The sequence below is a fragment of the Agrococcus sp. Marseille-Q4369 genome, from assembly GCF_018308945.1.
In the GTDB taxonomy this organism is placed as follows: Bacteria; Actinomycetota; Actinomycetes; order Actinomycetales; family Microbacteriaceae; genus Agrococcus.
Map to the genome: position 1 here is coordinate 1,508,343 of NZ_CP070501.1, position 20,984 is coordinate 1,529,326.

The following is a 20,984-nucleotide window of genomic DNA, read 5'->3' on the forward strand; positions in this document are numbered from 1 at the left end:
CGACCCACGGCATCCGGCCTACTCGCCGGAGTAGACGTGCGGCGCCAGCACCCCGATGCCGCGCAGGTTGCGGTACTTCTCGGCGTAGTCGAGGCCGTAGCCGATGACGAACTCGTTGGGGATGTCGAAGCCGCAGTACTTCACGTCGACCTGCACCTTGAGCGCGTCGGGCTTGCGGAGCATCGTGCAGATCTCGACGGATGCGGCGCCGCGCGACTCGAGGTTGGCGCGCAGCCACGAGAGGGTCAGGCCCGAGTCGATGATGTCCTCGACGATGAGCACGTTGCGGCCGGTGAGGTCGCTGTCGAGGTCCTTCAGGATGCGGACGACGCCCGACGAGACAGTGCCCGAGCCGTAGGACGAGACCGCCATCCAGTCCATCTCGATGTGGCGCCGAAGCGCGCGGGCGAGATCGGCCATCACCATGACCGCGCCGCGCAGCACGCCGACGAGCAGGAGGTCCTTGCCCTCGTAGTCGGCCTCGATCTCGCGCGCGAGCTCCTGGAGCTTCGCGTGGAGCTCCTCCTCGGTGATGAGTGTCTTGGCGAGGTCGGCCTCGACGTGGCTGAAGTCCATCTGCGCTCCTGGCGGTCGGCGTGGGTGAGACAAACCTACCGGCGCGCACCGCTCCTCCGGCCGTCGCGCGTCAGCTCGTCTCGAAGGAGCGCAGGATCTCGATGATGGTCGCGTACTCGTCCGTCTCCATGTAGGCGCGGGCGTCGTCGAGCGAGTCGATCATCCAGAGCGGGTCCTCGCGCGGCATCGAGAAGTGCGTCCCCATGCTGACCGGATGCGCGGACGACATGCCGACGAAGTAGAGCTGGCATCCCGCGCCCTCGGACCGCGTCGTGCTCGTGATGCCGATGCCCATCTCCCATCGCTCGCCGATGGGCACGGCGACGGTCGCGATCACTGCGTCGTCCTCCTGCTCGAAGGGCATCGAAGCGGCAGGCTCGACCGCGAGCACGTCGAACGCGAGCGGCGCCTCGCACGAGCCCCCGATGTCGGGGAACTGCGCCATGCGCAGCAGCTGCTGGCCGTTCGGGGCGGTCAGCGTGGCTGCCTCCCACGGCGGCTCGTCGGGATCCGGGTGCGGCTCGGCGGTCGCCTCGAGCGTCCAGGTCGGCGGGTAGCGGAACGAGACGCTGCCGTCGCTCGAGGCGTGCTCGAGCCAGTCGTCCGTCATGACGAGCGGGTCTGCGCTCGCGCCCGGCTCGGCCGACGGATCTGTCGGGGCACTCGCGGAGGGTGCAGCCGTGAAGGACGGCGCGGGCTCGCTCGGCGCGGGCGCGGCTGCGCCGGCGCAGCCGGTGAGCGCGAGCAGCGCGGCGACGGCGGCGGCGATCGTGACAGCGCGTGTCATGGGGGTCCTCACGGGGTGACGGAAGACATCCTCACCCGTCGTGTCCCACCGTTGCCGTCGGATCGCGCCGAAGAGGTCACGATTCCGCAACGACCGCCGAGGAGTCGTCAAGCGGCGACGAAGACGAGCCTGCGGCCCTCGCGCGAGACGCGGATGCCGGGGAGGTGGATCGGCCCCTGGCCGTGCCAGTCGGTGACGAGGCGCGAGACCTCGAGCGTCTGCTGCCGCGTGAGCGCGGTGTGGAACTCGCTCTGCACCGCGAGCCGGATGATGCGCTGCCGCAGGGCAGGCGGGTTCGCACCGAGGCCGCCGACGTCGAGCGAGAGCCCGCCCTCGGCGTGCTCGACGAGGTCGCCGATCTGCTCCTGCGCGAAGTGCGCGAGCGCCTCGGCGTCCTCCCGCAGCGTGTCTGCCGTGCGGGTGAGGGCGAGCGCCACTCCCCCGCCGAGCACCTCGTCGAGCATCGGCAGCACCCGGTGCCGCACGCGCACGCGCAGGAAGCGCTCGTCGTCGTTGTGCGGGTCGCTCCACGGCTCGAGCCCCTGGTCGCGGCACGCCTGGTGCGTCGTCGCGCGCCGCACCTGCAGCAGCGGCCGCCGCAGGAAGCCGATGCGCGGGTGCATGCCCCACAGGCTCTCGGGACCAGAGCCGCGCGCGAGGCCGATGAGCACCGTCTCGGCCTGGTCGTCGAGCGTGTGCCCGAGGAGGACTGCGGATGCGCCGGTGTCCTTCCGCGCCTTGAGGAGCGCCGCGTAGCGGGCCTGACGGGCGGCCGCCTCAGGGCTCCCGTCGGGCGCGACCTGCACGGGCACGACGCGCACCGGGTCGAGGCCGAGCGCTCGCCCCTGCTCGGCCGCGCGCTCGGCGATCTCGGCGCTGCCCGCCTGCAGCTGGTGGTCGACGACGACGGCGCCGGCGCGCAGGCCGGCGCGCTGCGCCTCGAAGGCCGTCGCCCCGGCGAGCGCGAGCGAGTCGGCGCCGCCCGAGAGTGCGACGAGCACGAGGGCGCCCTCAGGAAGGTCGGCGAGGGCCTCGCGCACCGCCCGACGCACGTCGGCGACGGCAGGCGTCAGCCGCGGTCGACGGTCGCTTTCGGGCATGAAGTAACCTTATGCCGATTCCTCACCCCCACGAGAAGGAGCCGCTCTTGGCCGCCTACGACGTCGTCATCGAGATCCCGAAGGGGAGCCGCAACAAGTACGAGGTCGATCACGAGACGGGCCGCGTCTACCTCGACCGGGTGCTGTTCACGACCTTCGTCTACCCGACCGACTACGGCTTCTTCGAGGGCACGCTCGGCCTCGACGGCGACCCGGTCGACGCGCTCGTGCTGCTCGAGTACCCGGTGCCGCCGGGCGTCTTCGTGCGCGTGCGCCCCGTCGGCCAGCTCAACATGGAGGACGACGGCGGCATCGACACGAAGGTCATCTGCGTGCTCGAGAAGGACCCGCGCTGGGCGCACATCCAGGACATCGCCGACGTGCCGCAGCAGATCCGCGACGAGATCGAGCACTTCTTCCTGCACTACAAGGACCTCGAGCCCGGCAAGTGGGCGAAGCTCGGCGACTGGGAGGGCGCGGAGGCCGCCGAGGCGACCGTGCAGGCCGGCCTCGCCGCCTTCGACGCCGAGCACGGCGACCAGAGCGGCGAGGGCGTCGAGAAGCCCGAGGGCGGCCGCGACGTCACCGACTGACACCGATCGACCGAAGAGGGGCGCACCGCGAGGTGCGCCCCTCTTCGCGTCTGCACGCTCCGATGGCTGAGCCGCTCCGCGCCCGCAGGGCGCTGAGCGTGTCGAAGCCCGTCAGCGCAGGTAGACGCCCCGCGCGTTGAGGAACGGCTCCGGGTTCACGAGCCCGCCGTTCACGCGCACCTGGAAGTGCAGGTGGCATCCGGTCACGTGGCCGGTGCGGCCCTCGTAGCCGACGACCTGGCCCCGGCTCACGCGGGCGCCGTAGCCGACGCTCGCGGGCTGCGACATGTGGGCGTACTCGGTCTGGATGCCGCCGCCGTGGTTGATGTAGAGGATGTTCGCGCCGTAGATGTCACGACCGCGGAAGACGACCGTGCCTGCCGCCGCGGCGTAGATGGGTGCCCCGCAGCCCGCAGCGATGTCGATGCCGGCGTGGAGCTTGCGCCCCAGCACGCCGACCGGGTCGTTGCGCCAGCCGTAGGCGGAGGTGAACCGGCCGTACATCGGGGTCTGCCAACCGCTGCTCGCAGGCGGCGCCACGGGCACCGTGCCACCGCCGCCTGAGCCGCCGCTAGAACCGCCGCCGGAGCCTCCGCCCGATCCGCTGGAACCGGCAGCCGCAGCGGCTCGAGCCGCCTCCTCGGCGAGTCGTCTCGCCTCGGCCTCGGCGGCCGCCCGGGCAGCCGCCGCGCGGCGCTCCTCCTCGATGCGACGGAGTCGCTCCTGCTCTGCCAGCCACGCCCGGTGGCGCTGGCCCGCCTGGTAGTCGGCCTCGGTCGCTGCGCGGTTCTCCTCGAGCACCGCGAGCTGCGCCTCGAGCTGCGCCCGGTGCTCCTGCTCTCGGGCAACCGCCGCCTCAGCGGCGACGGCGGCGTCGGCCGCAGCGGCGAAGGCGGCGTCGGCCGCCTCCTTGAGCTCCTGCAGCGCATCGCGGGCGACGACCGCTTGCGCCTGGAGCGCCGACGCGGTGTTGGCGTCCTGCTGGGCCTGCTCGTAGAGCGAGTCGGCCGTGCCGGCGACGCGGTCCATGAGGTCGAGCCGGTAGAGCCAGGTGTCGGCGGAGCCGGGGTTGGCGAAGAGCTCGGCGCTCATGTCGCCCGTGCCGCCCGTGCGGGCGAGCTGCGCGGCGAGCTGGCCCGCGGCGAGCTCCGACTCATCAGCCCGCGCGAACGCGTCGTCGGCCTGCTGCTGCAGCCGCTCGGCGACCGCGACGGCCTCGTCGTACACGCGCTGCGCCTCGATGGCCTCGGCGGCCTTCTGGTCGGCGAAGGCGCGGGCGCTCGCGAGCTCGCTCTCGAGCTGCCCGATGAGCCCGCGGATGTCGGCGATCTGCTGGTTCTTCGCGACCTCATTGCCGCGCGCCTGCTCGACCTCGGCCCACGTCGGGAAGCCGTACTCGTCGACCGCCTCGGCCGACGGCACGACCGGGACGACGAAGCCGACCACGAGAGCCGCGACCGCGACCGTCGTCGCGAACGCTCGGCGGTAGCCGCGCAGATGGGCGCGGCCCCGTGCGACTCGGGCCGACTGGTCGGGCTCGTGCATCTCGCTCCTGCCGCAGCGCAGGGCTGCTGAAGACTCCATCGTGCACCCCGAATGCGCGTGGGCAACGACACAACGGAAGCAACCCTAGCAACTAGCATGTTCGACCTGAAGGTTGGCATTCGACGGATGCGATGAGGCGTGTCGCCCTGGAGCGGCGTCGGTTTGCACGCACCCCGGGTCTCATGTAACGTTTCCCCTCGGTAGTCATGTGCTCCGGCGCATGGCCCCATCGTTTAGCGGCCTAGGACACCGCCCTTTCACGGCGGCAGCACGGGTTCGAATCCCGTTGGGGTCACTCACTCGCGGATTCGTCTGTACGATGGGGACTACCGGAATGGCCCTGTAGCGCAGTTTGGTTAGCGCGCCGCCCTGTCACGGCGGAGGTCGCGGGTTCAAGTCCCGTCAGGGTCGCCATTGCCCTGGCCCTCTCGAGAGAGAGGGCCTTGTGCAAGGGCGGGCGAGAGCCCGCCTCGGCTCCTCGAGAGCCTGGCTCTGTAGCTCAGTTGGTAGAGCGTTCGACTGAAAATCGAAAGGTCACCGGATCGATGCCGGTCGGAGCCACCATCGACAAGCCCCCGCCTCGGCGGGGGCTTCGTCGTTCGGCGGGCAGCGGAGGCGTCAGTCGCCGATGAGCGCCCGGAGCGTCGGCGCGTCCTCGTTCGCTCCGAATGCCGGGAAGCCCGGCTGCAGCCGCAGGCCTGCTGCGAGCGAGTCGAGCACGACCGGATCGAAGCCGAAGTCGTCGACGAGCTGCGCCACGAGCCGCACATCCTCCGGGCTGTCGCCCGCGACGGCGATCGCGCGCCGCTGCGGGCTCCCGGCCGAGCGCGGCCAGTCGGCGAGGTCGTGGTAGCCCATGTGGTTGAACGCCTTCACGACGCGCGACTCGGGCAGGAACTCCTGCACGATGGTGCTCGTCGGCCGCTCGGGGTCGGTGAACTCGTCGCGGAGGCCGTCGGTCTCCCACCAGTAGTTCATGGCGTCGACGACGACCTTGCCGCGCAGCGCCTCGACCGGCAGCCGGTCGTACTGGCCGAGCGGCAGCGCGAGGATCACGAGGTCGGCCTGTGCCGCGGCATCGGCGGCGAGCATGGGCTCGGCGCCCGGCGCCATGTACTCCGCGATGAGGCGGATGCGCTGGGGCGAGCCCGAGGCGGCGATGAGCGTGCGATGCCCCGCGGCGAGCGAGAGGCGCGCGAGCACCGTACCGATCTTGCCGACCCCGAGGATGCCGATGGTGAGCGTCTCGCGCGGTCGCTCGGCGTCGGCGATGCTCGATGCGACCGTGTGCGTCATGCGGGTGCTCTCCTCGTCGTGCGGATCTCGCGTCGTGTCGACCCGAGTGTGCCAACGCCCCCTGAGGGTTCCCCATTCCGCCCGGACGCGCTCGACGCCTTCCCTGAGCGGCGTCGCCGGCGGATCATGACCGCGGGTGTCGTATCCGGCGCCTCCCGTTCGTAGATCACGTGAGGCGGTCGATGGGGCCGCTCGAGAGGAGACAGTGATGGCGCAGTACTTGATCGCGTTCAACGACGAGTGGGTCCCGGCGCACACCGCCGAGGAGCTGCGTGCGAAGAGCACAGCCTCCGGTGCCGTGATCGCGCAGATGCAGCAGGCAGGCGTCTACGTGTTCGGGGACGGCGGGCTCGACGCATCCACCGTCGTCTGCAGCGTCGAGAGCCGGGACGGCGAGCCCGTCTTCACCGACGGGCCCTACGTCGAGACGAAGGAGCACCTCGGCGGCTTCGCGGTGATCGACGTGCCGGACGACGAGACCGCGCGCTATTGGGCGGGCCGGCTCGCCGTGGCGCTCGACTGGCCGCAGGAGGTGCACCGCTTCCCCTCCGGCATGGCCGAGATCGTGGAGCGGCACGCGCAGGACCGCGACTGAGATGGCGCGCTACCTGCTCTCGGTCTTCGGCCCAGCGGTGCGCGAGCCGTTCGGCGAGTACGGGTCGAGGGAGGCGATGCGGGAGGCGATGGCCGAGACCGGTGCGTTCAACGCGCGGCTCGAGCAGGCGGGCCGCCTCCTCTTCGCCGACGGCCTCGCCGAGGCGACGACCGCGACGACCGTCGACGGCCGTGGCGATCGGCCCATCGTCACCGACGGTCCCTACCTCGAGTCGAAGGAGCACCTCGGTGGCTTCTGGGTCATCGAGGCAGCCCATCTCGACGAGGCGATCGCGATCGCCGCGGAGGGGTCGAGGGCGTGTCGCAACCCCGTCGAGGTGCGCCCGTTCAACTCGGCGGAGTCCGTCCGGGCCGCGCTCGACGCGTGATCGACCAGGCCGGCCTCGCGATCGCCCGCGCCCACCGCTCCGAGTGGTCGCGGGTGGTCGCCGGGCTCGCCCGCCGCTTCGGGGACCTCGACCTCACGGAGGCCGCCGCGGGCGAGGCCTTCCTCGCGGCGGTCGAGCGCTGGCCTCGGGAGGGCGTGCGGCCCAACCCCGGCGGCTGGCTCACGACGACCGCGACCCGGCGCGCGATCGACCGGCTGCGCCGCGATGGGCAGCGGCACGGCAAGCACGAGGCGGCGCTCATGGTCTTCGACGGCTCCCCTCCCGAGCCGACCGGCGCGGTCGCCTACGACCGGGCGCTCGAGCTCACGAGCAATGCCGGCGAGCGTGCCTACCTCGCCCGGCGGCGCGACGAGCTCGACGAGTGATCGCGCGCGCCGGTCAGTCGGTCGAGTCGACGAGCGGCTCCCCAGCCGGGTCGGGCTGACGCCCGCGGTGGAAGCGGCGGCCGCTCACCCGCGAGATCTCGATGCGCACGAACTCGCGCTTCACGCTCGGCACGAGCGAGCGGATCGGCAGCTGCTCGGCCTCCTCGAGCTCCTTGCCCGAGTCGAGCCTGCGCGCCCTGCCGTGCGCGACGACGCTCCACGCCTCGCGCTCGCCGATGTGGTCGATCTCGAAGACCACGTCGTCGGCGAGCAGCACCCCGGCGAGCTTCGTGCCCGGCGCCGTGCGGAACGTCACGTCGCGACCGTCTGCGTGGTAGTTGATCGGGAACACCTCGAGCATGTCGCCGACGCGGAACGCGATGCGCCCGAACTCGAAGGCGCGGAGCAGCTTGAGGCACTCGTCCTCGCTGATCTCGATCATCCCGGCCGTGCTCATGGCCTCATCGTGCCAAAGCCTCGGCGGCCGCGCCAGAGGCGGCGGCGGTCAGCGCTCGCGCTGCGCTCGCTCCGCCCGCAAGCGCGCGGCGAGGCCCGCCTCGTCGGCGAGCCGCGGCTCGGTGCGCAGCTCGGGGCGGACGCCCGCCTTGTCGGCGTAGAAGGCGCGGATGCGGTCCATGTCGGCAGGGACGTCACCCGTGAGCGAGATGGTCGGGCCGAGGCCCGTCGTGCGGGTCGTCGCGTCGACGAAACCCAGCGTGACGGGCAGGCCCGCCTCGAGCGCGATGCGGTAGAAGCCGCTCCGCCACTGCGTCGAGCGGCGGGTGCCGTCGGGCGTGACGACGATCGCGGCGCGCGGGTCGTCGCGCACGAGCGCGATGACGCGGTCGACGAGCCCGGCCGGGTCGTCGCGGTCGACGGGGATGCCGCCGAGGCGGTGCATCACCCAGCCGAGCGGGCCCTGGAACAGCTCTCGCTTGCCGAGCCAGCGCACCGGCAGTCGCGCATCCCACGCGATCGCGAGCATGAGCACGAAGTCGCGGTTGGAGGTGTGGGGGGCGCCGATGAGCAGCCGCGCGCCGTCGACGGGCGGCTGCTCGCGGACGAGCCGCCAAGGGCTGAGCGCCCAGTGCAGCTGCGCGAGCGCGTGGCGGACGGGCTGCCGCTTGGGTGCCCTCCGGTTCATCGCCTCGTCGCCAGCATCGGGCACTCGAACGGGTCGCGGGCGGCGAGGCCCACGCGGTTCAAGTAGCGGATGACGGAGGCGTAGGCGCCGACCATGCTGGTCTCGGTGTAGCTGATGCCGTGCTCGCGGCAGTGGGCGCGCACGATCTCGCTCGCCGCGCGGAGGTGCGGGCGAGCCATGTTGGGGAACAGGTGGTGCTCGACCTGGTAGTTGAGGCCGCCCATGAGCGCGCTCGTGCCCCAGCCGCGGATGTTGCGCGAGGTGCGCACCTGCTTCGTGAAGAAGTCGAGCTTCGCGTCGCGGCTGACGGTCGGCATCCCCTTGTGGTTCGGCGCGAAGGACGCGCCCATGCCGATGCCGAAGACGGCGAGCTGCACGCCGAGGAACGCGAGGGCCATGAGCGGCGGCATGACGAGCAGCAGGAACGTGATGAGCAGGGCGAAGCGGCCGGCGATGAGGCCGAGCTCGAGCCAGCGCCCGACGACCGGACGGCGCTCGAGCAGGGTGATGATCGAGCGCACGTGCAGGTTGGCGCCCTCGAAGGTCAGCAGCGGGAAGAACAGCCAGCCCTGGCGCTGGGTCACCCAGCGCTGGATGCCGCGCGCCTTCTTGGCGTCGCTCGGCAGGAACGAGATCGTGTCGATCTCGATGTCGGGGTCGCGGCCGATCTGATTGGGGTTCGCGTGGTGGCGCGAGTGCTTCGTCATCCACCACTGGTGGCTGATGCCGACGACGCCCGCGGCGAGGATGCGGCCGAGCCGGTCGTTCGCGGGGCCGGACTTCAGCACCTGCCGGTGCGAGGCCTCGTGCGCGATGAACGCGATCTGCGTGAGCACGATGCCGAGGCCAGCCGCGATGAGCAGCTGGAACCACGAGTCGCCCAGCAGCACGGAGCCGACGAGCAGCCCCGCGAGCGCGATGCCGAGACCGGCCATGAGCCACGCGTAGAATCCTACCCGGCGCTCGAGCAGGCCCGCGTCTCGCACGGCCTTCGCGACGACCCGGAAGTCGGCGCGCGCTCCTCGCTCGGAGGGCGGTGTGGTGGCCCGGGGCTCGCCTTGCGAGCTCCTCACGGCGGTCATCGTGGTCATGGTGCCCCTCTCGGGCTCGTCGGCGACTTCCCAGCCGATGCGGGCCTGGCGACCTTCACGATCGCGACCCCGGATGCTCTACAGCGTATGGCGTACGCAATTCCGTAGGCCGCATACGCTCTGTGGATCGCGTCTGCATCCGCAGGCGCGCGCGGCTCGCGACGGCATCGAGGGGACCCGCCCTGCGGCGGATCCCCTCGGTGGACGGCGGCGGCTCAGCGGGTCGCGAGCTCCGCGTCGTGCTCGTCGTCAGCCGCATCCGCCGACGGCGCCGACACCGAGTCGGCCGAGGGCGCCGACATGACGTCGGCCGGCGGCACGGGCGCCGCGCCCGCCGTCGCGATCGGCTGCGCCGACGGGTCGGACGCGCGCCCCCGCTTCTCGGGCACCGGAAGGGTGCCGGCGGCCCGGAGCTGCGCGTAGTGCGCCATCGCCTCGGCCTGGCGCTCGGCCTCGGCGCCGGTCGCGATGTGCGCGCGCAGGTGCTCGTCGCCGAGGCCGAAGGCCGCGGAGAGGTCGAGCGCGTGCGGCCGCAGCTTCTGCAGCAGCACCTCGATCGTCGAGGTCACGGCCTTCGAGCGGGCACCCGAGAGCCGGCCGTTCTCGAGGTGCCACGCGGCATGCTCCTCGATGATCGTGAGCGCGAAGAGGTCGCGCACGTGCGTCATGACCTCCTTGGTCGCCGCGGGCATCCGCTCGACGGCCGCGTCGAGCGCGTCGTACTGCTGCAGCTCGACCCACGCGCGCGCGGCCTCGATGAGCTCGTGCTGCTCGTCGTTGAACGCGGCGGCGGCGCCGGCCTGGTCCTTCGGCGCGTTCCGCAGCCGCCCGGCGATGTCCGCGACCATCTGCTCGACGCGGTCCTCGAGCAGGTCGCGCTGCACGTCGCGGTCGCGGAGCGCGAGCGACGACTTCTTGACGTTGCGGAGGTCGCGCACGTCCTGCGAGAGCGTGCGCAGGCCGACGAACGACGTCGCGCGATCGAAGAGCTGGTCGGCCGCGAAGCGGGCGATGTCGGCCTTCGAGGCGCCCTTGAACTGCTTGGAGAAGTCGCCGAGCAGGCGCTTGCCGACGAGCTGCAGCAGCACCGTGTTGTCGCCCTCGAACGTGACGTAGACGTCGAGGTCGGCGCGCAGCTGCACGATGCGGTTCTCACCGAGGAAGCCCGCGCCGCCGCACGCCTCGCGCGCCTCCTGCAGCGTGTCGAGCGCCTGCCACGTCGAGAGCGCCTTGAGCCCGGCGGCGAGCGTCTCCAGGTCCTCGCGCTCCTCGGGGGTGTCGGTGCGGCCCGAGAAGACGCCGTCGAACTTCGTCAGCAGGATCTCGTGCGCGTACGACTGCGCGTAGGCCTTCGCGAGCCGCGTGAACAGCCGGCGCTGGTGCCGGCGGTAGTCGAGCAGCACCTCCTCCTCGGCGTTGCTCGAGGCGTTGAACTGGCGCCGCTCGGTGCCGTAGCGGATCGCGATCGCAAGCGCAGCCTTCTGCGCGACGACGGCGGCGCCGTCGAGCGAGACGCGGCCCTGCACGAGCGTGCCGAGCATCGTGAAGAAGCGCCGGCCGGGGCTGGCGATCGGGCTCGAGTAGGTGCCGTCGGGCGCGACGTCGCCGTAGCGGTTGAGCAGGTTCGTGCGCGGCACGCGCACGTGCGTGAAGTGGAGGCGGCCGTTGTCGATGCCGTTGAGCCCGCCCTTGTAGCCGTCGTCCTCGCCCCCGACGCCCGGCAGGAATGCACCGTCGTCGTCGCGGAGCGGCACGTAGAACGCGTGCACGCCGTGGTCGACGCCCTTCGTGATGAGCTTCGCGAAGACGACCGCGTGCTTGCCGTGGAGCGCGGCGTTGCCCAGGTAGTCCTTCCACGCACCGCGGAACGGCGTGTGGATGACGAACTCCTCGGAGGCCTCGTCGTAGGTCGCGGTCGTGCCGATCGAGGCGACGTCCGAGCCGTGGCCCGTCTCGGTCATCGCGAAGGCGCCCGGCACGTCGAGGCTGATGATGGCCGGCAGCAGCTCATCGTGGTGGCGCCGCGTGCCGAGGTGCAGCACCGCCGCACCGAACAGCCCGTACTGCACGCCTGACTTGATCTGCAGGCTCGGGTCGGCGAGCACGAGCTCCTCGAACCCGGCGATGTTGCCGCCGTGGTCGTCGGCGCCGCCGAAGCGCTCCGGGAAGGCGGCGTGGACGGCGCCGTCGGCGACCAGCATGTGCATCTGCTCGAGCACGCGCTCGCGGTGGTCGGCCATCGTCAGGTCGTCGACGCGCTGGTAGCGGGGGTCGGCGACCTTGGCTCGCGCGGCGAGGCGGCGCTCGACCCACGTGCCGAGCAGGTCGCGGCCGAGCCAGTCGACGTCGACCCGGCCCTGCGGGCGCGGGCTCGTCGAGCGCTGGCGGTCGGTGCGGTCGGCCATGGTTCCTCCTTCAGGACAGGACGGATGCGTCCTCACGGTAGGCACGACCCTCGAGTCCGCGCGAGGCCGTTGGTCGCGACCGCAATCGCAGCCAGGGACGCCTCACGGCCTGTTGTGCCGGATCCACAACGGTCCAACACATCCGCTGTCTGGGTCCGCAGGGTCCCGAGTCAGCCCATCCCGTCGAAGATCGGCTCGCCCGCGACGAGCGTGAGCGCGACCGGCATGGCGCGCAGCGCCGCGGCGGCCTCGTGCGGGTCGCCGGTCGCGGGGAGCGGCGCACCGAGCACGACGAGGTCGGCGAGCTCGCCCACGGCGATGCGCGTGCGGCTCGATGCGGCGATCGCCTGCTCGAGCGAGAGCGCCTCCTCAGGCTGCCACGGGGCCTCGTCACCGCGCGTGCGGGTGACGGCGGTCGCGATGCCGAGCCAGGGGTCGAGCGGCGTGACGGGAGCGTCGGAGCCGAGCACGACGCGCACGCCCGCGTCGACGAGGGAGCGCAAGCGATAGGCATCGCGCGAGCGGTCCGACCACAGCGAGGCCATGAGCTCGCGGTCGTCGAGCGCGTGCTCCGGCTGCACCGAGGCGACGATGCCGAGCCTCGCCATCCGCGGGATGTCGACGCCCGCGACGAGCTGCGCGTGCTCGATGCGCCCGCCGACGCCCGCGCGCTCGAAGGCGTCGATCGCCGCGGTGACGGCCGCATCGCCGATCGCGTGGACCATGGCATCGAGCCCGAGCTCGGCGGCCCGAGCGAGCAGCCGATCGAGCGCCTCGTCGTCGACGTTGCGCACGCCCCGGCCGAAGTCGCCGCCGTCGACCTTGGCGCTCGAGGTGCCGTACGGATGCGCGGTCCACGCCGTGCGCGTGCCGAGCGAGCCGTCGGAGATCACCTTGAGCCCGCCCACGCGGGCGCGGCCCGCGATGACGTCGCCCGAGCGCAGCCCGCGCTCGGCGGCGAGCTCGAGCTCGCCGGCGTAGATGCCGACGTCGACGCGCGTCGGCGTCGCCCGGCCGGGGCGCAGCCACTGCCCGACGGCGTCGCCGAACTCGAGGTCGACGACCCCGACGACGCCGCGCGCCGCAGCGGCGGCCAGGGCGTCGACGACGTGGCGGTCGAGCGCGTCGGGGTCGAGCATCGCCTGGACGTCGCCGAGCGCGGCGAATGCGGCGTCCTCGCGCAGCAGCGCACCGTCGAGCTCGAGCCCGAGGCGCGCGAGCATCGCGGTGTTCGGCCACGAGCAGTGGACGTCGCTCGAGACGACGAGCGTCGGCACCGAGCCGGTCGCCTCGTCGAGCAGCGCACGGGTCGGGGCGGCGGGCCAGAGGCCGTCGCGCATGCCGACGAGCACGAGCGGGTCGGGGCCCGAGTGGCGCACGACTGCCGCCGTCGCGATCGCGGCGGCCTCCTCGGCCGACTCCGCGGCGAGCACGCTCTGGCGCGTGCGATGCCGCGCCCACTGGCTCATGTGCGTGTGCTCGTCCCACAGCCCGGGGATGACGACCGCGCCCTCGAGGTCTCGGCGCTCCCCCGTCGACGGCGTCGATCCCGCCGGGCTGACGCGCTCGATCTCACCGTCGACGATGTCGATGTCGGTCAGGGAGCCGTCGAGGAGCCGGGCGTTCGCGAGTCGCATGGCTCCATTGTGGGGCCGCGGCCGAGCCCGCCGTGCGCGCCGCGTCAGTGCGCGGGTCGCGGCTCGCGGCGGCGCGCGATGCGCTCGAGATCGGGCTTCCGGCGCGGCGCCTGCTGGCACAGGAGCACGACGACGGTCGCGAGGGATCCGACGGCGCCGATCGCGGCGATGATGGCGAGCCACGTGGGGTCCGTGGCGACGCTGCTGGCCCAGGTCGCCGGCGGGCTCGACCTGCCGATGATGGTCGAGTACGGGCTCGGCTTCGCCGACGAGGCCGACGTGCTCATCCTCACGCGGTACGCGCAGTGCGAGCACGACGGCGAGTGCTCGCTCGAGGTCTCGCGGGTGCTGCAGCGCGCCGTCGAGCGCGGCGGCCGCGTGCTCGCGCTGTGCTCGGGGGCGTTCGTCGCCGCGAAGGCCGGCATCCTCGACGGCCGGCGAGCGACGACGCACTGGCGGCACATCGACGGCCTCGCCGCGCAGTTCCCGCACATCGCGCTCGAGCGCGACGCGCTGTGGGTCGACGACGGACCCGTCACGACGAGCGCCGGCACGGCCGCGGCGATCGTCGCGTCGCTGCACGTCGTGCGCCAGCTGCACGGCGCGCAGGCCGCCGCGGTCATCGCCCGCTCGATGGTCGTGCCGCCGCTGCGCGACGGCGGCCAGTCGCAGTTCGCGGTCGGGCCGGTCGCCGAGCAGCGCGCCGAGACGCTCGCGCAGCTCATCGACTGGATGGTCGCGCACCTCGACGAGGAGCACACCGTCGCCTCACTCGCGCGGCGGGCGAACCTCTCGGAGCGAACGTTCGCGCGCCGGTTCCGCGAGGAGCTCGGCACAACGCCGGCCGCGTGGCTCACGTCGCAGCGCGTGCAGCGCGCGCAAGCGCTGCTCGAGGCGACCGACCTCGGCCTCGACGTCGTCGCGCAGCAGGCGGGGTTCGGCACGGCTGCGCTGCTGCGGCACCACTTCACGCGGCAGCTGCGCGTCTCGCCCTCGGCCTACCGGCGCCGCTTCGCGGTGCCGAAGACGGCCGCCGCGGCTCAGCCGAGCGCGCTCCAGCCCGGCGGCATGTAGCCCTCCGCCTCGAGCACGAACCGGCCGAGCGGCGTCGGCGGGCGCTTCTGGATCTTCGGCACCGACGAGCGCAGCTCCTTGAACGGCTTGCCGTACACCGTCACCTCGCGGCGATCCTCGAACTCGATGCCGGGCCTCGGCATCGGGATCGTCAGCACGCGACCGGTCGCCCACTCCGGCTCCACCGGCATGACGGGCTGCAGCTCGATGACGCGATCCCCGGGGAACATGAAGCCGCCGAAGGCGACGGGGTTGCCGCCGTCCACGGGAGTGAGCCACCGCATCCAGACCCCCGGGTCGAAGTCGGGGAGCGGCTGCGTCGCCGACCGCTCGATCGCTCGCCGCGCACCGAGCTGCCACAGCTCGTACACCCGCTCGGTCGACCCGTCGAAGTCGTAGAGCTGCACCTCGACGAGCGCGTCGACATCGTCGAGCGCGGTCTCGTCGATCGCGAGCCCGTCCGGCATCGCTGCTCGGTACGTCCAGGGATGGAGCGACTTGCCGAAGCGGGTCGCGGGCTCGATCACCAACCCACCGGCGTCGTCGAGCTCGGCGTCGACGAGGAATGCCTCGCCCTGCGGGTCGAGCGCCCAGAGTCCATAGGGATTGACCGGCTGCTCGCCCTCCCGCTCGAGGGGCGGCTCCTGCGGGAGGAAGTCCTGCATGCTGCTCGACACGTAGAGGCCACGCTCCTCGGAGCGCCATTCGTCGTCGCGCGTCGCGTCCGTGCGCACCGTGCCGTCGGGCCGCTCGCGCTCGAGCTCGATCTCGGCGAACCAGCCGTCCTCGTCGACCCCGTCGATGCGCTTGACCGCCGTGCTGTAGACGCCCGCGGGGATCTCGCCCGCGCCCTCGGGCACGCGGAGGTAGGTGCGGCGCTGGCCGATGGGGTGGTGCGAGAGGCGGATCTCGACGATCGGGCCGCGACGCGACTCGAGGTAGCCGACGTGCGGGAAGGAGAGGTCGCCGACGAGCTGGGTCACGCGTCAACGGTAGCCGTCGCGGCCCGCGTCTTGCCCTTCCCTCCGTGCCGATACCGCTGGTCGCAGCTATAGGGCGAGTCGCTCGACTGGACCGCCCATTCGCACGACACGCCCTCTACCTGTCGTGGCGTGCACTTCGACGCGGGGTCAAGCGAGCAGGGCGCCGGAGCCGGGCGGGAGCGTCAGCTCGCCGTCGAGCGCGACGTCGGGGTGGGTCGCGAAGCACAGCTCGGCGCGCTCGACCGCGACCGTCTGCGGCTCGCGACCGACGTTGATGACGATCTCCACAGCATCCGCCATGCCCGCCCGACGCACGAGCCGCAGCACGCGCCGCTCCTCGTCGACCTCGACGCGATTGCGCGCGTAGTGCGGGTCGGTGAGCGCCTCGAGCTCGCGCCGCAGCTGCGCGAGCTGCCGGTAGCCCTCGAGCACGCGGGCGTGGCGCCCGCCCTCGGCCTCCGTCCAGTCGAGCTTCGAGCGCTCGAACGTCGCGGGGTCCTGCGGGTCGGGCACGACGGCCGGGTCCCAGCCCATCTGCTCGAACTCCTCGAGCCGCCCCTCGGCGGTCGCCTTGCCGAGCTCGGGCTCGGGGTGCGACGTGAAGAACTGGAACGGCGTCGACGCCGCCCACTCCTCGCCCATGAAGAGCATCGGCGTGAACGGGCCCGCGTAGAGCAGCAGCGCCGCGCACAGCAGCTGCGACTCGTCGAGCACCTCGGTGATGCGATCGCCGCGAGCGCGGTTGCCGATCTGGTCGTGGTTCTGCGCCGCGACGACGAGCCGCCACGACATCGAGCGCTCGACGTCGATCGGATGCCCGTGGTCACGGCCGCGGAACGACGAGTAGGTGCCGTCGTGGAAGAAGCCGCGCTCGAGCGCCTTGCCGAGCGCCGCGAGCGGCTCGAAGTCGGCGTAGTAGCCCGCCGTCTCGCCCGTGAGGGCGACGTGCACGCCGTGGTGGAAGTCATCCGACCACTGCCCGTCGAGCCCGTAGCCGCCGCCCTCGCGCGGCGTGATGAGCTTCGGGTCGTTCAGGTCGCTCTCGGCGATGAGCTCGAGCGGCCGACCGAGGTGCGCGGCCAGCGCCGCCGTCTCGATCGCCATCTCCTCGAGGATGTGCGTCTCGGCCTCGTCGTGGAGCGCGTGCACCGCGTCGAGCCGCAGCGCATCCACGTGCATGTCCTCGAACCAGAAGCGCACGTTGTCGAGGATGTAACGGCGCACCGCCGGCTCGGCGAGGTTGACGTGCTCGCCCCACGTCGAGCGGCCCGCGCTCGAGAGGTAGGGCCCGTAGAGCGGCAGGTAGTTGCCCGACGGCCCGAGGTGGTTGTAGACGACGTCCTGCACGACCGCGAGCCCCGCGCCGTGCGCGGCGTCGACGAAGCGCTGGTAGGCGTCGGGGCCGCCGTAGCCCTCGTGCACCGCGAACCAGGCGACGCCGTCGTAGCCCCAGTTGTGCGTGCCGTTGAACGCGTTCATCGGCAGCAGCTCGACGTGCGTGACGCCGATCTCGCGCAAGTGGTCGAGCCGGCCCGCGGCCGCCTCGAGCGTGCCCTCGGGCGTGAACGTGCCGACGTGCAGCTCGTAGATCACACCGCCGGCGATCGGCTTGCCCGTCCATCCCGCGTCCTGCCAGGCGTGGGCGGATGCGTCCCACACGCGGGAGCGCTCGTGGACGCCGCCGGGCTGGCGCATGCTGCGCGGGTCGGGCCGCACGGCGTCGTCGTCGTCGATCTGGAAGCCGTAGTCGCCCGCCGGGGCGAGCGCGTGCCACCAGCCGCCCTCGGCGCTCGTCATCTCGACGGACTCGTCGGCGGCGACGACGCGCATCCGCTCGGCGTTCGGCGCCCAGACCCGGTACTCGTGCAGCATGATCCGAGGCTAGGACGGCCGCGCCGCGCGAGCCTGCCCGTTGCCTGGGAGCCGGCCGGGGCGCCTCGCTACCGCTGCGCGGATCGCGGGCGATACCACTCGTTGGCCGCGGGCAGGAAGAGCAGCACGACGCTGAGGATCGAGATGAGCGAGCCGAAGTTGAGGCCCTGGCCAGAGGAGAGCGACGTGACGATGCCGAGCGCGGCGAGCACCGCGAGCACGATGCGCGCCCAGTTCCGGCCCTTCGTGGCGAACAGCAGCACGATGACCTGCGCGACGACGAGCACGGCCGCCACGGCGATCAGCATCCCGACCGCGCCGAGCATCCCCGCGTCGCCCGCGCCCGCGAACGCGAGCAGGCCGAGCCCGGCGATCCCGATGCCGATGACCCCGAGCGCGACGCCGGCCCACTGGATGCCGAGGCCCCACTTGACGACTGCAGGCATCGGCACGGCCGCGCCGTAGGCGGGCTGGCCGTGCTGCGCACCGTGGCCGTACTCGGCGCCCTGGCCGTACGGCGCGTAGCTCACCGGCTGATCGCCGTAGGGCTGGCTGGACGGCTGACCGCCGTAGGACTGGCCCTGCTGCGGCTGGCCGTAGCGCGGCTGCTGGTGGTCGTCGGGCGCCTGCGCGTCGTGCTGCATGAGGGCAGGCTATGCCTCCCCTGTGCCCGAGCGCATCAGACGCGCGCGCGGCGCGCCGCGGCGGAGGGGCCGAGCACACCCACCAGCAGCCCGACCCCTCCGGCGGCGGCGCGACCGGCTCGGCGTCGCAGTCGATGCGACGCGAACCGAGTCGCGAGCTCCAGCACGCGAGACCCGCCCATCGTAGTAACAGCGTCTGCGAACGCGCCGAGAGCATCTTCATCCTGAGCGGTCACTTCCGCCCGTGACCGGTCACTTCCGCCCGTGAGCGGTCACTTCCGCCCGTGACCGGTCACTTCCGCCCGTGAGCGGTCAGTTCGGTCCGTGCGCGGTCGATGCCGCGCGTCCGAGCCGCCGATCGAGCGTTGCGGCGGACGCTGCGTCGGCACGGCGGCGGGCGGGCGCAACTGACCGCTCGAAGACGGAAGCGACCTCTCGAAGACGGAAGTGACCGCTCGAAGACGGAAGTGACCGCTCGAAGACGGAAGTGACCGCTCGACGACGGAAGTGACCGCTCGAGCGCGCGGACGTGAGCGGTCAGGCGTCGGCGCGCGTGAGGAGCGCGACCGGCAGCGTCGAGAGGAGGTCGGCGAGCCTCGTCTCCCCGCCGCGCAGCTCCTTCGTCGTCAGCAGCTCGCGCCAGCGGCCCTCGGGCAGCTGGATGGTCGTGTCGCCCCAGCCGCCGCGCTCGGCGAGCCCGATCGGCATGCGCGTCGCGACTGCGATCGCCCCGCCGCGGTCGAACGCGATCGCGTGCGCCGCCGCCTCGCCGTGCGGCAGGATCGGCGCGTAGTCCGCGAAGCGCTCGGGGTGATCGCGGCGCAAGCGCAGCGCCTCGCGCACGAGCCGCGTCTTGGCGACCTCGAGGTCCCACCTGCCCGACAGGGGCGAGCGCGCGGACTCGCGCAGCGCATCCATCCGCTCCCAATCGATCGGGCGGCGGTTGTCGGGGTCGACGAGCGACTGCTCGAGCGCCTCGGAGCCCTGGTAGACGTCGGGAAAGCCGGGGATCGTGAGGCTCAGCAGCTTCGCGCTCAGCACGTTCGCGCGGAAGCCCGCGTCGGTCGCCTCGAGGAACGCCTCGACGTCGCGGCTCGCGGGCTCCTGCAGCACCTGCCGCACGAGCTCGGTGAGGTTGGCCTCGAACTCCGCGTCGGGGGCCGTCCAGTGCGTGATGTCGTCGGCCTCGCGCGACGCCTTCTCCATGTAGGCGAGGAGCCGCTCCTCGCTCGCCGGCCACGCGCCGACGATCGCCTGCAGCAGCAGGTTGACGAAGGGCCGGCCCTGCTTGGGCGCGAAGACGAGCAGCTTGTCGAGCAGCGCCTCCCACTCGCCCGGCACCTCGGAGATGGTCGTGATGCGCGCACGCACGTCCTCGCCGCGCTTCGTGTCGTGGGTCGAGAGGGCGTTCATCGCGAGCGGCCACTCCTGCTGGCGCTGCGCCATCGAGGTGTGGAACTCCCCGACATCGACGGAGAAGACCTCGGGAGCGCCGCCCACCTCATTGAGGCTCGTGAGCCTCGAGTAGCGGTAGAACGCGGTGTCCTCGACGCCCTTCGCCATCACCATGCCGCTCGTCTGCTGGAAGCGCAGCGCGGCGGGCTGCTCGGGGTTGCCGAGCACCGGGAGCAGCGCGTCGATCGTGTCGGCGAGGTCGGGCCGGTGCTGCTTGGCGAGCTCGGCCGCGCGGCCGAGGTGGTCGCGCCCCTCGGGCAGGTAGGAGCGGTAGACGGGGAAGCACGCGAGCAGCTCGGCGATCGCGTCGGCGGCGTCGACCGGCGCGCCCCGCTCGCCCCACGCATCCGCCGCGCGCACCTCGCGTTCGAGCCGCAGCACCTCGGCGCGCAGGATGCCGTCGGCGATGCCGCGCTTCGTGCCGTGGATCATCTCGGCCCAGTCGACGCGCTCGCCGCCGCGCAGCCGCGCGTCGAGCGCGTCGAGCGGCTCGGCCGCGGCGGGGTCGGTGAGCACGCGGTCGATGAGCCCGAGCGTGTCGTAGCCGGTCGTGCCGGCGGTCGCCCAGCGCGGCAGCTCCTCCCCCGGCTCGAGGATCTTCTCGACGAGCACGAACGCGCCGCCGGTGAGCCGGTCGAGGTCGTCGAGGTAGCCCGCGGGGTCGCGCAAGCCGTCCGGGTGGTCGACGCGCAGGCCCTGCACGAGCCGCTCGTCGAACCAGCGCGCGATCTCGGCGTGCGTCGCCTCGAAGACCTCGGGCAGCTCGACCCGCACGGCGGCGAGCGTCGAGACGGCGAAGAAGCGACGGTAGTTCAGCTGGTCGTCGCCCTGCTTCCAGTGCCCGAGCCGGTAGTGCTGCCGCTCGAGCACCTCGTGCGGCGTGCCCTCGCCGGTGCCGGGTGCGATCGGCAGCCGCGTGTCCCAGTACCGGAGCGCCTCGCCGCCGTCCTCGATGGCGAGGTGGCCGACGGTGCCGTCCTCCGACCAGTCGTCGTCGCCGACGATCGGCAGCAGCAGCTTGCCGCCGCCCGCGTCCCAGTCGACGTCGAAGTACGGTGCTATCGCGCTCTCGCGCCCCTCTCGCAGCAGCTGCCACCACCACGCGTTGTGCTCGGGCACCGCGACGCCCATGTGGTTCGGCACGATGTCGACGAGCACGCCCATGCCGAGCCTGCGCGCCTCCTGCGCCACCGCATCCAGCCCCTCGGAGCCGCCGCGCGACGCGTCGATCCGCGCGTGCGAGACGACGTCGTAGCCGTGGTTCGAGCCGGGCTCGGCGTCGAGGATCGGCGAGAGGTACACCCAGTCGACCCCGAGGTCGGCGAGCGCCTCGAGCCGGGCGGCCGCGTCGAGGAGCGTGAACTCCTCGCTGATCTGCAGTCGGTACGTGCTCTGCGGCGCGCGCACGGGTCT

Annotated in this window: 19 protein-coding genes and 3 tRNA genes; 8 read left to right on the forward strand and 14 right to left on the reverse strand. The window is 72.6% G+C overall.

What is annotated here, in order from left to right; all coding sequences use genetic code 11:
* Positions 1-18: 18 nt before the first annotated feature.
* From hpt to tilS, 3 genes are all read right to left on the reverse strand, one after another.
* Positions 19-576 (reverse strand): hypoxanthine phosphoribosyltransferase, encoded by a 558-nt coding sequence (hpt, locus tag JSQ78_RS07540; RefSeq protein WP_211446782.1) that lies wholly within the window; start codon positions 574-576, stop codon positions 19-21.
* Between the two features lie 70 nt (positions 577-646).
* Positions 647-1,363, reverse strand: a complete 717-nt coding sequence (locus JSQ78_RS07545) for a hypothetical protein (RefSeq protein WP_211446783.1) — start codon at positions 1,361-1,363, stop codon at positions 647-649.
* A 107-nt stretch (positions 1,364-1,470) separates the two neighbouring features.
* Positions 1,471-2,463, reverse strand: coding sequence for a tRNA lysidine(34) synthetase TilS (tilS, locus tag JSQ78_RS07550; protein ID WP_211446785.1), 993 nt, complete (start codon positions 2,461-2,463; stop codon positions 1,471-1,473).
* Between the two features lie 47 nt (positions 2,464-2,510).
* Between tilS and JSQ78_RS07555 the strand changes: the two genes are divergently transcribed.
* Positions 2,511-3,056, forward strand: coding sequence for an inorganic diphosphatase (locus JSQ78_RS07555; protein ID WP_283245015.1), 546 nt, complete (start codon positions 2,511-2,513; stop codon positions 3,054-3,056).
* A gap of 111 nt (positions 3,057-3,167) precedes the next feature.
* Here the strand turns inward: JSQ78_RS07555 and JSQ78_RS07560 are convergent, their stop codons facing one another.
* Positions 3,168-4,601: a peptidoglycan DD-metalloendopeptidase family protein gene (locus tag JSQ78_RS07560; protein ID WP_211446788.1), complete on the reverse strand. Its 1,434-nt coding sequence runs from the start codon at positions 4,599-4,601 to the stop codon at positions 3,168-3,170.
* 222 nt (positions 4,602-4,823) lie between these two features.
* On the opposite strand from JSQ78_RS07560, the gene JSQ78_RS07565 reads away from it, so the two are divergent.
* The 3 genes from JSQ78_RS07565 (at position 4,824) to JSQ78_RS07575 (ending at position 5,165) form a co-directional block, all read left to right on the forward strand.
* Positions 4,824-4,896, forward strand: a tRNA-Glu gene (locus JSQ78_RS07565).
* A gap of 41 nt (positions 4,897-4,937) precedes the next feature.
* Positions 4,938-5,015, forward strand: a tRNA-Asp gene (locus tag JSQ78_RS07570).
* Between the two features lie 74 nt (positions 5,016-5,089).
* Positions 5,090-5,165: transfer RNA gene (locus JSQ78_RS07575), tRNA-Phe, on the forward strand.
* Positions 5,166-5,219: 54 nt separating this feature from the next.
* On the opposite strand, the gene JSQ78_RS07580 is transcribed toward JSQ78_RS07575, so the two are convergent.
* Entirely contained in the window at positions 5,220-5,897 is a 678-nt protein-coding gene (locus JSQ78_RS07580) for an NADPH-dependent F420 reductase (RefSeq protein ID WP_211446790.1), read from the reverse strand.
* A gap of 208 nt (positions 5,898-6,105) precedes the next feature.
* On the opposite strand from JSQ78_RS07580, the gene JSQ78_RS07585 reads away from it, so the two are divergent.
* Genes JSQ78_RS07585 through JSQ78_RS07595 form a run of 3 tightly spaced genes read left to right on the forward strand, consistent with a single transcriptional unit; the run spans position 6,106 to position 7,266 of the window.
* Entirely contained in the window at positions 6,106-6,492 is a 387-nt protein-coding gene (locus JSQ78_RS07585) for a YciI family protein (RefSeq protein ID WP_026373190.1), read from the forward strand.
* A gap of 1 nt (position 6,493) precedes the next feature.
* Entirely contained in the window at positions 6,494-6,880 is a 387-nt protein-coding gene (locus tag JSQ78_RS07590) for a YciI family protein (RefSeq protein WP_249295526.1), read from the forward strand.
* Positions 6,877-7,266 carry a sigma factor gene (locus JSQ78_RS07595; RefSeq protein WP_249295529.1) on the forward strand — a complete coding sequence of 130 codons (390 nt, stop codon included), beginning with the start codon at positions 6,877-6,879 and terminating at the stop codon, positions 7,264-7,266. The genes JSQ78_RS07590 and JSQ78_RS07595 overlap by 4 nt, the downstream gene beginning before the upstream one ends.
* 13 nt (positions 7,267-7,279) lie before the next feature.
* Here JSQ78_RS07595 and JSQ78_RS07600 read toward each other — a convergent pair whose 3' ends face one another.
* From JSQ78_RS07600 to JSQ78_RS07620, 5 genes are all read right to left on the reverse strand, one after another.
* Entirely contained in the window at positions 7,280-7,723 is a 444-nt protein-coding gene (locus tag JSQ78_RS07600; RefSeq protein WP_211446792.1) for a pyridoxamine 5'-phosphate oxidase family protein, read from the reverse strand.
* Positions 7,724-7,771: 48 nt separating this feature from the next.
* A complete protein-coding gene (locus JSQ78_RS07605) occupies positions 7,772-8,410 on the reverse strand; it encodes a 1-acyl-sn-glycerol-3-phosphate acyltransferase (RefSeq protein ID WP_211446793.1) in 639 nt (212 codons plus the stop codon).
* Complete coding sequence (locus tag JSQ78_RS07610; protein ID WP_249295531.1) at positions 8,407-9,492, reverse strand: fatty acid desaturase family protein; 1,086 nt, start codon at positions 9,490-9,492, stop codon at positions 8,407-8,409. The genes JSQ78_RS07605 and JSQ78_RS07610 overlap by 4 nt, the downstream gene beginning before the upstream one ends.
* A 224-nt stretch (positions 9,493-9,716) precedes the next feature.
* Positions 9,717-11,906: an acyl-CoA dehydrogenase family protein gene (locus tag JSQ78_RS07615; RefSeq protein WP_211446795.1), complete on the reverse strand. Its 2,190-nt coding sequence runs from the start codon at positions 11,904-11,906 to the stop codon at positions 9,717-9,719.
* A gap of 170 nt (positions 11,907-12,076) precedes the next feature.
* A complete protein-coding gene (locus tag JSQ78_RS07620) occupies positions 12,077-13,543 on the reverse strand; it encodes an amidohydrolase (protein WP_211446796.1) in 1,467 nt (488 codons plus the stop codon).
* Positions 13,544-13,735: 192 nt separating this feature from the next.
* Here JSQ78_RS07620 and JSQ78_RS07625 point away from each other — a divergent pair, with 192 nt between their 5' ends.
* Positions 13,736-14,617 (forward strand): helix-turn-helix domain-containing protein, encoded by an 882-nt coding sequence (locus tag JSQ78_RS07625; RefSeq protein ID WP_211446797.1) that lies wholly within the window; start codon positions 13,736-13,738, stop codon positions 14,615-14,617.
* Here JSQ78_RS07625 and JSQ78_RS07630 read toward each other — a convergent pair.
* From JSQ78_RS07630 to treY, 4 genes are all read right to left on the reverse strand, one after another.
* Entirely contained in the window at positions 14,584-15,600 is a 1,017-nt protein-coding gene (locus tag JSQ78_RS07630; protein ID WP_211446798.1) for a hypothetical protein, read from the reverse strand. The genes JSQ78_RS07625 and JSQ78_RS07630 overlap by 34 nt on opposite strands.
* Positions 15,601-15,747: 147 nt before the next feature.
* A complete protein-coding gene (gene treZ, locus JSQ78_RS07635; protein ID WP_211446799.1) occupies positions 15,748-17,472 on the reverse strand; it encodes a malto-oligosyltrehalose trehalohydrolase in 1,725 nt (574 codons plus the stop codon).
* A gap of 68 nt (positions 17,473-17,540) precedes the next feature.
* Positions 17,541-18,116, reverse strand: coding sequence for a hypothetical protein (locus JSQ78_RS07640; RefSeq protein WP_211446801.1), 576 nt, complete (start codon positions 18,114-18,116; stop codon positions 17,541-17,543).
* 537 nt (positions 18,117-18,653) lie between these two features.
* Entirely contained in the window at positions 18,654-20,978 is a 2,325-nt protein-coding gene (gene treY, locus JSQ78_RS07645; protein WP_211446803.1) for a malto-oligosyltrehalose synthase, read from the reverse strand.
* Positions 20,979-20,984 lie beyond the last annotated feature (6 nt).